Origin of the sequence: Rothia sp. HMSC069C04 (assembly GCF_001812895.1) — a bacterium.
Taxonomy (GTDB): Bacteria; Actinomycetota; Actinomycetes; order Actinomycetales; family Micrococcaceae; genus Rothia.
The window spans coordinates 256785-268885 of sequence record NZ_KV810742.1; the positions used below are offsets into that span (position 1 = coordinate 256785).

At 60.9% G+C, this 12101-nt stretch carries 11 protein-coding genes and 1 riboswitch; of the genes, 2 read left to right on the plus strand and 9 right to left on the minus strand.

Going from position 1 to position 12101, the window contains the following annotated elements; translation table 11 throughout:
* Nucleotides 1-19: 19 nt before the first annotated feature.
* The gene (locus tag HMPREF2879_RS06170) at nucleotides 20-895 is read right to left on the minus strand and encodes an exodeoxyribonuclease III (protein WP_005506814.1); all 876 of its coding nucleotides are present in this window, start codon (nucleotides 893-895) and stop codon (nucleotides 20-22) included.
* Nucleotides 896-975: 80 nt separating this feature from the next.
* On the opposite strand from HMPREF2879_RS06170, the gene HMPREF2879_RS06175 reads away from it, so the two are divergent.
* Nucleotides 976-1809, plus strand: a complete 834-nt coding sequence (locus tag HMPREF2879_RS06175) for a GntR family transcriptional regulator (protein WP_070635039.1) — start codon at nucleotides 976-978, stop codon at nucleotides 1807-1809.
* A 104-nt stretch (nucleotides 1810-1913) separates the two neighbouring features.
* Here the strand turns inward: HMPREF2879_RS06175 and HMPREF2879_RS06180 are convergent, their stop codons facing one another.
* From HMPREF2879_RS06180 to purN, 5 genes are all read right to left on the minus strand, one after another.
* Entirely contained in the window at nucleotides 1914-2792 is an 879-nt protein-coding gene (locus HMPREF2879_RS06180; RefSeq protein ID WP_005508973.1) for a bifunctional methylenetetrahydrofolate dehydrogenase/methenyltetrahydrofolate cyclohydrolase, read from the minus strand.
* Nucleotides 2793-2997: 205 nt separating this feature from the next.
* Complete coding sequence (gene glyA, locus HMPREF2879_RS06185) at nucleotides 2998-4272, minus strand: serine hydroxymethyltransferase (RefSeq protein WP_049346827.1); 1275 nt, start codon at nucleotides 4270-4272, stop codon at nucleotides 2998-3000.
* Between the two features lie 244 nt (nucleotides 4273-4516).
* Entirely contained in the window at nucleotides 4517-5098 is a 582-nt protein-coding gene (locus HMPREF2879_RS06190; protein WP_049341495.1) for a TetR/AcrR family transcriptional regulator, read from the minus strand.
* A gap of 268 nt (nucleotides 5099-5366) precedes the next feature.
* The gene (purH, locus tag HMPREF2879_RS06195) at nucleotides 5367-6977 is read right to left on the minus strand and encodes a bifunctional phosphoribosylaminoimidazolecarboxamide formyltransferase/IMP cyclohydrolase (protein WP_070635040.1); all 1611 of its coding nucleotides are present in this window, start codon (nucleotides 6975-6977) and stop codon (nucleotides 5367-5369) included.
* Between the two features lie 210 nt (nucleotides 6978-7187).
* Nucleotides 7188-7769, minus strand: coding sequence for a phosphoribosylglycinamide formyltransferase (gene purN / locus HMPREF2879_RS06200; RefSeq protein WP_049352241.1), 582 nt, complete (start codon nucleotides 7767-7769; stop codon nucleotides 7188-7190).
* A 202-nt stretch (nucleotides 7770-7971) separates the two neighbouring features.
* Here purN and HMPREF2879_RS06205 point away from each other — a divergent pair, with 202 nt between their 5' ends.
* Nucleotides 7972-8502: a hypothetical protein gene (locus HMPREF2879_RS06205; protein WP_049352147.1), complete on the plus strand. Its 531-nt coding sequence runs from the start codon at nucleotides 7972-7974 to the stop codon at nucleotides 8500-8502.
* Here HMPREF2879_RS06205 and HMPREF2879_RS06210 read toward each other — a convergent pair.
* The 3 genes from HMPREF2879_RS06210 to HMPREF2879_RS06220 all read right to left on the minus strand — a co-directional run bounded on the left by HMPREF2879_RS06210 (nucleotide 8499) and on the right by HMPREF2879_RS06220 (nucleotide 11859).
* The gene (locus HMPREF2879_RS06210) at nucleotides 8499-11057 is read right to left on the minus strand and encodes a cell division protein PerM (RefSeq protein ID WP_070635041.1); all 2559 of its coding nucleotides are present in this window, start codon (nucleotides 11055-11057) and stop codon (nucleotides 8499-8501) included. The genes HMPREF2879_RS06205 and HMPREF2879_RS06210 overlap by 4 nt on opposite strands.
* A 129-nt stretch (nucleotides 11058-11186) precedes the next feature.
* Nucleotides 11187-11621 carry a PIN domain-containing protein gene (locus HMPREF2879_RS06215; protein ID WP_012904099.1) on the minus strand — a complete coding sequence of 145 codons (435 nt, stop codon included), beginning with the start codon at nucleotides 11619-11621 and terminating at the stop codon, nucleotides 11187-11189.
* Between the two features lie 10 nt (nucleotides 11622-11631).
* A complete protein-coding gene (locus tag HMPREF2879_RS06220) occupies nucleotides 11632-11859 on the minus strand; it encodes a hypothetical protein (RefSeq protein WP_044150747.1) in 228 nt (75 codons plus the stop codon).
* 35 nt (nucleotides 11860-11894) lie between these two features.
* Nucleotides 11895-12029, minus strand: a riboswitch (SAM riboswitch).
* Nucleotides 12030-12101 lie beyond the last annotated feature (72 nt).

Sequence of the window (12101 nt, forward strand, 5' to 3'; positions counted from 1 at the left end):
CTGTAGGTGGGTCCGCGTCTTACTCACCGATGCGGTAGTCAACCACGAGCGGCGCGTGATCGCTGAAACGCTCATCGTAGCTTGCCGCGCGGTCCACGACCGCCTCCACGGCGCTTTCGGCGAGCGCCGGGGTCGCCATGTGGTAGTCGATACGCCAGCCTGCGTCATTATCGAACGCCTTGCCGCGGTAAGACCACCAGGTGTAGGGGCCGGGCACCTGACCCGCCAGCTCACGAGCCACATCGCGGTAGCCGATATCGCCGAAGAAGCGGTCAAAGTAGGCACGTTCCTCCGGCAGGAAGCCGGCACGCTTCTGGTTAGCCTTCCAGTTCTTAATGTCCAGCTCGGTGTGGCCCACGTTCAAATCGCCCACGATGAGCACGTGGTCCGAATGCTTTGCCAGTTCAGGCATGCGCACCAGCATGCGCTCCAGGAAGCGGTACTTATCGTCCTGCTTCTGGGTGCCGACCTCACCGGAGTGAACGTAGGCGCTGACCACGGTCAGGGTCTTGCCGTTGGGCAGAACGTAGTCCGCCTCAACCCAGCGACCCGAATCGTCAAAGTACTCTTCGCCAATATTCGAGCGGGTCGCGACCGGCTGGTTCTCCAGAACTTCACCGGCTGAGTTCGGGGTACGGCGGGTCGCCACCAGCACGCCGGCACGGCCCTTCGCGGCAGCCTCCGCATGCAGAATATGCCACTGGGATTCGTCCAGCAGCTCACGCACGATAGCGTCGGGGGCGCGCACCTCCTGCAGGCAGAGAATGTCGATGTCACGGCTCGCCAACCACGCCGCCATATCCTTCTTGTAGGCGGCTCGGATACCGTTCACATTCACGCTTGCCACGCGAAGCAGACCGCTCGGGCGCGGTGCAGGGGTGTTAGAAAAATGCATAGTCTTAATTATGCCAGTTTGAGGGAAGAGAAATTTTCACTCGTGCGCGTTTTTTCTCTGGCTGAACGGTAAACTATTGGGTGATGAATTCACACTCCTCACAGACCACCGACCACGGTACCCCCTCACATTCTGCGGGCACCACCGCATCCGAAAGTACCGCTCACAACGCTGAGAGCCGCTACGAGCTACCCCCGATTCCCGGCCCGAAGTACGAGCAGGTCATCCACTACATTGAGCAGCGCTACATTATTCCCGGCAAGCCCGGCGATAAGCTGCCCACCGAACGCATGATTCAGCAGAACTTTGGGGTGAGCCGCCAGACGGTTCGTAGCGCCCTGAAGGTTCTGATTGAACGCGGCCTGCTCTACAACGTGCAGGGCTCCGGCACCTACGTTGCCGAGCGCACCGACGCCACCTACATTCCGCGCGTGGACACCTTCGTTGACGATATGCGCCGCCGCGGTTTTGAGGGGTCCACCCGCATGATTGCGACCCGCTGGGTGGACGCCACCGAAGAGATCTCCACCCACCTATCCGTGCCGGTGGGTGAGCAGGTGCTGTTCGTGCGTCGTCTGCGTCTTGCCAACCACGAAGTCATCGGCTTTGAGCGTTCCTACTTTGTCAAGGCCGCCGCAAGCAGCATCCTGGACGCCATGATGGCGGAGATGTCCGGTGCGATGAGCTCGCTAGACCAGCTTGCCGACACCCCCAACGCGATTAAGCACGCCCGCGTACGCACCAGCGCGGCGCTCTTCACCGACGCCGACGCCGAGGCGTTCAACCACCAGGTTCCCGTGGGCGAGGCGGCGTTCAAGGTCTGCGCGACCGGCTACACCGAAGAAGGTAGCCCCGTAGAGTACGCAGAGACCCTGTACCTTGCCGATGCCTACTTCTACGAGATGATTCTCTAGCATCTGCCTTTTCTTGTGATGACAGTGTGAAGGGCGGTGCCCCGGTAGATTGTTCTACCGGGGCACCGCCCTTTTGAGTTATCAGCCCTGAAATGTTGCGAGCCTTACGCCGCCTGACGCTCCGCAGTCTCAACCACGTTCACCAGCAGCTCCGCGCGGGTCATCGGGCCCACACCGCCGGGGTTCGGGGAAACCCAGGACGCCTTCTGCGCAGCCTCCGGGGAGACGTCGCCGAATAGCTTCTTCTTGCCGGTCTCCGGGTCCTCAGCACGGGAAACACCAACGTCCAGCAGGATTGCGCCGTCCTTGACCTGGTGAGCCTTCAGCACGTGCGGAACACCCACAGCGGCAACAATGACGTCAGCCTCGCGCAGTACCTCGTCCAGGTTCTCGGTACCGGTGTGCGCCAGGGTTGCGGTCGCGTTCACCTCGCGGCGGGTCAGCAGCAGACCCAGCGGGCGGCCCACGGTAATGCCGCGGCCGAGCACCACAACGTTCTTGCCGTTCCAGTCGATGCCGTGGCGCTTCACCAGCTCAATGACACCGTTGGGAGTGCAGGGCAACGGGGAATCCAGCGGCTCAGAAACGTTCAGCACGAGCTTGCCGAGGTTGGTCGGGTGCAGGCCGTCAGCGTCCTTCTCGGGGGCGATGCGCTCCAGCACGCGGTTGGTGTCCAGGTGCTTGGGCAGGGGCAACTGCACAATGTAGCTGGTGCACGCCGGGTCGTTGTTCAGCTTGTCGATCTCTGCGTCGAGCTCTTCCTGAGTGATGTCACCGGGCAGGTCCACACGGATGGAGTTAATACCGATCTCTGCGCAGTCGCGGTGCTTAGCGCCCACGTACGAGCGGGATGCGGGGTCGTCACCGACCAGCACGGTACCCAGGCCGGGGGTAATACCCTTAGCCTTGAGCGCCTCGACGCGCTCCTTCAGCTCTTCCTTGATGGCTGCGGCGGTTGCGTTACCGTCTAGAATCTGGGGCATTGTTTTTCCTTCCATAGATTGCGGCGGGTTCGCCGAAACGGACGGTCTGTGTGTTGGGTTCTAGGGTGTGCCCCTAGAGGTACCACTCCCCCGCTACGTCCCTCAACGAATGTGGCGGGTAGAGCAGCAAAAAGTAAGAGGGCGAAATAACCCCGCCCGCTCAGCACCCACAGGGAATGTTGAGCGAACGGGGTCATTCATGGGTCTACCAGTTCTCGCTGCCCTGGTAGAGGGGGTACTTGGCGCACAGTGCCTCAACGCGGGCACGCAGCGCAGCGATGTCCGGGTTCGGCAGCAGTACGGAAGCGATAATGTCGGCAACCTCGGTGAAGCCCTCGGCGTCGAAGCCGCGGGTCGCCAGAGCAGGGGTACCGATACGCAGACCGGAGGTCACCATCGGCGGGCGGGGGTCGTTCGGCACAGCGTTACGGTTGACAGTAATACCGGCATCGTGCAGCAGGTCTTCTGCTTCCTTGCCGTTGAGGGCGTGGTTGCGCAGGTCAACAAGCACCAGGTGAACGTCAGTACCGCCGGATGCGATGGAAACGCCGGCGTCCTTCACATCCTGCTGCAGCAGGCGGTTCGCCAGGATCTGTGCGCCCTCAACGGTGCGCTTCTGGCGGTCCTTGAACGCGTCAGATGCGGCGACCTTGAACGCGGTAGCCTTCGCAGCGATCACGTGCATGAGCGGACCGCCCTGCTGACCGGGGAACACAGCGGAGTCAATCTTCTTCTTCAGCTCCTCGGTGCAGAGGATGAAGCCGGAGCGGGGACCGCCCAGAGTCTTGTGCACGGTGGAGGAAACCACGTGTGCGTGCGGGACGGGGTTCGGGTGCAGACCTGCAGCCACCAGGCCCGCGAAGTGGGCCATGTCCACCCACAGGTACGCGCCGATTTCGTCAGCAATCGCGCGGAACGCAGCGAAGTCCAACTGACGGGGGTACGCGGACCAGCCGGCAATAATCAGCTTGGGGCGCTCGGCAAGAGCCAGTTCACGCACCTGCTCCATGTCAACGCGGCCAGACTCGTCCACGCTGTACGCCACAACGTTGTACAGCTTGCCGGAGACGTTCAGCTTCATGCCGTGGGTCAGGTGGCCACCGTGTGCCAGGGACAGACCCATGATGGTGTCACCGGGGTTCAGCAGTGCATGCATGACGGCGTTGTTCGCCTGCGCACCGGAGTGCGGCTGAACGTTGGCGTGCTCAGCGCCGAAGAGTTCCTTCACACGGGAAATAGCGAGGGACTCAACGATGTCGACAAATTCGCAGCCGCCGTAGTAGCGGCGGCCGGGGTAACCCTCAGCGTACTTGTTGGTCAGTACCGAGCCCTGGCTTTCGAGGACGGCACGGGGGACGAAGTTCTCGGATGCAATCATCTCGAGGGTGTTCTGCTGGCGCTTGCGCTCCAGCTCAATGGCTTCTGCAACTTCGGGGTCAAGGTCGGCGAGGGGCATCTCGAGGATCTTCTGCTCGGACATTACGCTCCTGGGAGTGTTTTTGCATTATCTTCGGTCGCTCATCATCGGGGCTGCGGCAGTGTCTGCGGCTGAAAACCCTGAATGAAAAAATATGAGCTACACCTCATAATACCGTAAAGCCCGCTTTCCTTCGAGAAGGAAAACAGGCTTTACAAAGCATCACGATGAAGTTTTACACCGCCACCGCAGGGCATATAAACCGGCCTTTAGGCTTATCGGCGGTAGCTACGCGGGTCTACAAACCCTACGCCTGACGCAGGATAGCGGAAGCATACTCCAGGTACGCCTCGCGAGCGCTCTCCTTCTTACCGCCAGCGACCAGCTGGGTCTGCACCACGTAACCGGTCAGCACCGACAGCACCGCGGCACCGATAACGGTCAGCCACTCTTCAAGCTCCTCTTCGGTGAAGTCCAGCTCAGCGGCTCCCCAGGCACGGTAGCGCTCCAGGGACTGATCGCGCAGGTAGCTCAGCTGTTCAGACACCACGGTCGCCAGCTGCGGCATTGCCACAGCCTCGCCCCAGGTGACGAGCAGGTGACGGCGAATCTTGGGGGTGTCCAGCACCTTCAGGCACCCGAACACGTAGTCCCAGGGCTGTTCGGCGCGGATACGGTCGAAAGGCGCCATGTCCATGCGGGCTGCCGCCAGGATAATCTCATCCTTGGAGGAGAAGTGGTTATAAATCGCTCCAGCAGACAGGCCGGTGGCCGCAATAATCTCGCTCATCGAAGCCTTCTGATAACCCTGCTTGATGAAGCATTCGCGGGCGGTCTCTACAATCTGAGAACGCCTGTTCTTTTTGTATTCTTCGCTGACTTTAGGCACACCCTAATCCTAGCGAACTTTTAGCCAATCCGTGCGCATCCTGGTCGCTGTTGACGCGCCCTCATGCGCAAATCCGGCGCAAAATAGAGCAAAAATTCTATAAATACGACTGCCCACAATACGGATGCTCCACCGCAGATGTTCCAACACGAATGTCCCAGGTGGAGAGTATGAAAAAGCGGGGCATCCCAGGCTCACCAGAAGGTTCACCCTAGAATGCCCCGCTCACAGCGGGCAGCTCAGCGCAGGCTGAGCCCGCTACACATTTTTAGTGGAAGAAGTGGCGGGTACCGGTCAGGTACATGGTCACGCCAGCAGCCTTAGCCGCCTCGATAACTTCCTCGTCGCGGATCGAACCGCCCGGGTGCACGACGGCACGCACGCCGGCGTCCAGCAGCACCTGCAGGCCGTCAGCGAAGGGGAAGAACGCGTCGGATGCGGCAACCGCACCGCGGGCACGCTCGTTACCTTCACCGCCGAGAGTGTTCGCGCGCTCCACCGAAAGCTTGCAGGAATCCACGCGGTTCACCTGGCCCATGCCGATGCCCACGGCGGCACCGTTATCGGCAAGCAGAATAGCGTTGGACTTGGGCGAACGCAGTGCACGCCACGCGAACTCGAGGTCACGCAGGGTTGCCTCGTCAGCCGGCTCACCGGCAACCAGGGTCCAGTTCTTCGGGTCGTCACCCTCAGCCTGTAGGCGGTCAGCCTCCTGGAAGAGTGCGCCACCGGAAATGGGGCGGTACTCGATAGCCTCGCGGGCAAAGTTCTCGGGCAGAACCAGCAGGCGCAGGTTCTTCTTCTCACGCAGGATCTCCAGCGCCTCGGGCTCGAAGCCGGGAGCCACGATCACCTCGGTGAAGATGCCCTTGACGGTCTGAGCCATAGCGGCGGTCACCGGGCGGTTAGCGGCAATCACGCCACCGTATGCGGACAGCGGGTCGCAAGCGTGCGCCTTCGCGTGAGCGTCCGCAATCGGGTCAGCCGCGCCGGGGGTTGCCACAGCAATACCGCAGGGGTTGTTGTGCTTGATAACGGCAACAGCCGGCTCGTCGAAGTCGTAAGCGGCACGCAGAGCGGCATCAGCATCAACGTAGTTGTTGTAGCTCATCGCCTTACCGTGCAGCTGCTCCGCCTGAGCAATGCCGGGGGCAGCGGCGGGGTCAACGTACAGGGCGGCACGCTGGTGCGGGTTCTCGCCGTAACGCAGGGTCTCGCTGCGCTCGAAGCCCAGGCCAGCGTACGGGGGCCAGAAGTTAGCGTCCTCATCCTGCAGGAACTGGGATGCAGTCCAGGTAGCCACAGCGGTATCGTACGCGGCGGTGTGGGCGAATGCGCCGGCAGCAAGGCGGCGGCGCTCATCCAGGGAGAAGCCACCGTTCTTAGCGGCCTCAACGGTGCGCGCGTAGTCGGCGGGGTCCACAACAATAGCGACGGCGTCGTGGTTCTTCGCGGCAGCGCGAACCATGGAGGGGCCACCAATGTCGATCTTCTCGATGATGGCGTCCTGATCGGCACCGGAAGCAACGGTCTCAACGAAGGGGTACAGGTTCACAACCACCAGGTCGAATGCCTCAACATCCAGCTCTTCGAGGGTGTCGATGTGCTCCTGCTTGCGGCGGTCCGCCAGAATACCGGCGTGGATGCGCGGGTGCAGGGTCTTCACGCGCCCTTCGAGGCACTCGGGGAAGCCGGTAACTTCGGTGACCTCGGTGACGGGTACGCCTGCTGCCGCGATGGTTGCTGCGGTCGAACCGGTGGAGACCAGCGCGACGCCAGCCTCGTGCAGGCCGCGGGCGAACTCCTCCAGACCGGTCTTGTCGTAGACGGAAATGAGGGCGCGGCGCAGGGGCACGCGATCGAGCTCAATGAGAGACACAAATACTCCGATGCTTTAGACGTGCACGCCGGTTCTCGGCGGCACAGCTGGTGGATGGACGTAGCCTGCCCGGATAGACAGGATATGTGTGGGGTATTCCCCGCCGCTGTGCACCTTCCCCTCAGGGGTACTCGGGTGCCACAACGGAACGTGTGTGGGCGGCGGGGTGTGAGCTCGGCTCATTCCGCCGCAAAAATCTAGTGGGCGGAATTAGCTGTCGGATGCAGCGCCGTCAGATGCAGTGCCGTGAGATTCAGCCAGGGATGCGATGGTCTGCACGAGCAGGCGGCGCTCCTGCACCTTAATGCGTTCGTGCAGGGTTTCTTCGGTGTCGTCATCCAGAACGGGCACTGCCGCCTGGGCGAGGATGGGGCCGGTGTCAACGCCCGCATCCACAAAGTGGACGGTCAGGCCGGTAATCTTCACACCGTGCGCTAGGGCGTCACGCACGCCGTGCGCACCCGGGAAGGAGGGCAGCAGGGCGGGGTGGGTGTTAATAATGCGGTTTTTGAAACGCTCGACCAGCTGCGCGTCAACAATGCGCATGAAGCCGGCGAACACAATGTAATCGGGGTTGTAGGAAGCGATCTTTTCTTCCAGCGCGCGGTTCCAAGAGGGGCGGTCGGCGTAGTCGCCGGGCTGCACCAGGAAGGTGGGTACGCCCGCCGCCTGGGCACGTTCAATGCCCAGACAGGGCTTGTCGGCGCCCACTGCCGCAATGTCGAGGGGAAGCTCGCCCGCTGCTACAGCGTCGAGGATGGACTGAAGATTCGTTCCGGAGCCGGATACCATAACCACAATTCGCACCCGACTAGTATAACCCGTCTCACACCCTTATCCAAAGGGGGTAAGAGGTTCACAACACGCCTAAAGCCCAAAGGCGAGCACAAAGAAACCCCGGCGAGACGAATCCTCACTGGGGTTCACCGGACGCAAACTCAACAGGTCGCAAACTCAATAGGTCACGGGCAGACGGGGCGGTACCCTTATAGGTATGTCTACTCCCCCGCAGAACACCCCGAACAACACTCCGAACGACACCCCGCAGCAGCCCACCCCGAACATGATGCCGCAGCCTCGGGGACCTCAGGGCAAGAAGCCGCGCAAGCCCATCGACCCCATCGAACAGCAGAAAGCGAATATTCGCACCTCGCTCATGCTGATTGTTGCCGCGCTGGTGATTTTTGCGGCGTCTTCCTTCGTGCTTTCCACGATGCCGCTTTTCTTGGCGCTCTTCCTCTTCGCGCTCGCCGGCATTACCCTGAGCATTATTGCGATTGTGCGCACCGCAATCTACCGCGGCCCCTGGTTCTTCTACATTGCCGCAGGCGTCAGCATTATCTACGGCGCTATGACCCTGCTCGGTGGCATTGGCCTCGCCTTCATGCCCGGCGCGCAGGAGTACCGTGAGTGCCGCGCCGCCGCGCTGACTCAGACCGACATGTCCACCTGCGACGAGAAGTTCCAGGGCACGATGGACAAGCTCACCGGCGCGTCCAGCTCTAGCTCTTCAGCCGCGCGTTAGTTCTTCTTGCGCGCGTTAGAACCCTGGCCGCTAGAACCCTGGGACTTCGAGGAGATGACATCCAGCGGGGGCAGCTCCACGGTAGACGCCTCATCGGTCACCAGCGGAAGCACTCCGGTCTGACTACGAACCTCAAAGATGCGCTTCATCGCCTGATCAGCAGAGAGGACATCCAGTTCGCGATCCACAAAGTCGCGCTCTGAGTCCTTCTTCTGCTTCTTGAGTGCCGCCTTAGCCGCCTTCTTCGCCTCGCGCTTCTGCTCACGCTCATGCGCGCGGTCATTGGCACGGTCCCGAGCGGAATCCTGCGCGGCGGATGCGGCGTGAGCGGCATCGGCTGAGCTATCCTGCGCTGAGTCATCTTGCGCTGCGGCGGGCTGCTCAAGACCAAAGCCGAAGTACGCCATAATGCGGCTCGCGCGGCCCTTCGAACGCAGCGCCTGCTCTGCGGGCTCTTCGACAGCGTCCTCACGCTCAACAGGTTCAGCAGCCTCGTAGACGGGCTCCTGAATCAGCTCGCGGGTCTGCTCATCGGAGGGGTCGTGAGCGTACAGGGCGGGCTCATAAGCAGTGTGTTCATAAGTAGCGTGCTCGCTGGAGGCAGGCTCAACAGAAGCTTCGATACTCTCGTAATCCTCAGCATGCGCAGAGTCAGCATGTGCAGAGCCAGCATGTGCAGAGCCAGCATGTGCAGAGTGCAGGTAATCGACCTGCTGAACGGCCTCAATCGGCTCGTACTCCTCAGCAGAGCTCTCCTGCGCAATAAGCTCTTCGGAGACAGACTCCTGAGTAGCGTCCGCAGTGGATTCTGCTACTACAGGCTCTTCAGCCGCCTCTTCGCGCTCTGCAACAATCTCAGCGAAAGCATCCGCCGCCGCACGCTGCGCCAGCTGCTCAGTTGCCTCCACCGGGACGGCAACCACAGGCTCCTGCGGATGCACCGGAACGTGACCGGTCGCCACCTCAGATACAACAGACTGCTCAGATGCTACAGACCGCTCGGGCTCAGCAACGTGCTCGGAAGCCTGCGCACGTGCCGCCTCCTCAGCTTCACGCTCAGCGGCTTCACGCGCAGCCGCCTCTTCAGCTTCACGCTCAGCGGCTTCCTCAGCCTCACGCTGTGCACGTTCCGCACGCTCCTGGGCACGCTGCTCACGACGCTCCGCAAAACGCTCACGACGCTCCGCAAAACGCTCACGGCCCTGTGCAAAACGCTCACGGGCCGAAGCAGTAAAACTCATCAGACGCTCACCCAGGTTCGGGCGCTCATCCGCAAAACGAGGCAGCTCACGGCTACTGTCCGGCACCAGGGCACGGCTCAGCAACATACCGAAAGTCACGCCGGCACCCACCGTCAACGCGGTATGCGCCGCAAAAGTCAGCGGCTCAGCACCAACCTCCGTAAAACGACCAATGCCCAGAGAACCGTACGAAATCCAGCCCAGCCACAGGGCACCAAACGACGTCATAATACCGGTCATCACACCCAGCACCACTGCAGAAATCAGCGCAGACAGCGGGCGGAACGGAACCTTCAGAGCAACCCACTCATCCAGGTGATCCTCACCCTCACGCAAGAACCACCAGCCAGCAATCGCACCGGCAACCAGTGGCACCAGCAAACCCACCAGACCAAATGTGCCCAACGACTCGGGCACAGCGCCCAAAATCGGAAGCATCGGCAAAGTACCAGCATCGCTACTGGTCAAACCAACCGAGGTGCCCGCACCAAAGGAGAAACCGGCACCGGTCGACCACGCAATCGCGTAGATTACCAGGTTCGGCAAGAAACCCAGCTGCAGCAGAGTCACCGCAGTATCACCCACAGCGCCCGCGTGCAGCTCCTGGTAGGTGGCAACGATCTGCGACCAGCCCGCCAAAATACCGATACCCAAAAGCACCGCACCCAGACCAATCAGCGCCACAAAAGCAACCACCGCAGCACGCACCACAGCCCACGCGTACGAACCCGCCCAACGCGAATACTGACTCATCTGCGAAATCTGCTCCGCAGTATCAACACCCACCATGCGCGAGAGCGAACGCGCCTCACGGTAGCCACCCCACATCAGACCAGCCACCACAATACCCAAAGGCACCAGGGCAGCATTCAACGCCTGAAGAGGCTGAGGATGCGGACTCGCCCAACCGTACATCGCCGAACTAATCAGCGCATAGGTCACCGAACCGGACAGCACCGGAATCAAAAACTCACCCTCATACGAGGCACGCGCCAAGCGACGACCCGAACGATAACAGAGCAGCAGCGGCAGAATACTCAAACCCAGCGGCACCAGCGTCATCGTGCCGGCAGAAGCACCAAAAGCAGCCGCAAGATCCAGGGGAACACCGTGAATCAGAAGCCACAGGTGCGCCGACATGGCGGCCACGGAGGAGAACTCCATGTCGCCAAAACCCTTGGTCGCCCACACGGCAGACATCGCCGCAAACACGGCAACAGCAGAGAACAGGGCAGTAACAATTAGCTCAACAACACCCTGAAGCCACAGAGGCATGGGCATGGAATAACGCGAGATAGGTGAGGTGCTTTTCATCGTCCTTCAATCATGCCACGAATTAACGACGAAACCCGCCTCCGATTAACACTCGAAAGCGGGTTCTCACAACTATTCACACAGGTATTCATACAGACACGCACGCGAGGACGCGCATCCGGCAAAGTTTTAATCCTCAGTCCACGGGTTGGAAGCCTGAACACCCCAGGCGCGGTACACCTGAGCCTTAGAAGAAATCAGCTCCAAATCATAGGCACTCGCGCTCGCCGCCATCAGACCCTCCAGGGCGGCGGTAGGCAGCGGACCGGCATCATCACGACCCACGGCATGCACACCGAGCGGCGCCTGACGACCAGCCCACTCGAGGCTCACATGCGCATCCACATTAATAACGTGGTCGCCAAAGCGCTCAAGAAGTTCGGTAATCCAACGATCAGTTTCCGGGTAGGGGTACAGGCCCTTCAGCTCACCAATACTCAGCACGGAAATGTACATGTGTCGGAACGAGCGGCGGCGCAGAAAAGCGACCACGGCGGGATCAGGATCCGCCTTACGGATCTCCGCAAGAACGTCGGAGTCCAGGAGCATACCGGAGAAATTCATACCCCTAATGCTACGCTACGCGCAGACCGGCGTACTGAATAGCGGGGATGCCCTCGGGGTTCGGCAGAAGAAGGAAGTTCAGGAACTCGTCGCGCTTAGAAGAAATGCGGGAGTAATCGTCAATGCTGACTGCGGTGTATCCGCCTCGCGCGGGGACAGCTGCGGCACGCAGGCTTTCCTGGTAGGAGCGGGAGGGGTTCAGAGAGATTGCTGCTTCGGTTGCAGAGCCGTTGTACATGTGACAACCTGCGCCGTGAGTGGCGCGATCCTTTCGCGTTGCTCTTGTCTGTACCAATTACCACCGGTTATTCCGGTGGTGAATACAAACCGCTTCGTCATCCGAGCCACCCGTGAACATGGGGTTGGCGTTCGACCATAGTCGGAGCTTATCAGTCGAAACTCTTGAAGCTGGGTTTAGCTTACAGCATTTTCTCAAGTTAAGTAAAGCGTTTTTTGAAAGAGATTTAGATTATTAGCATT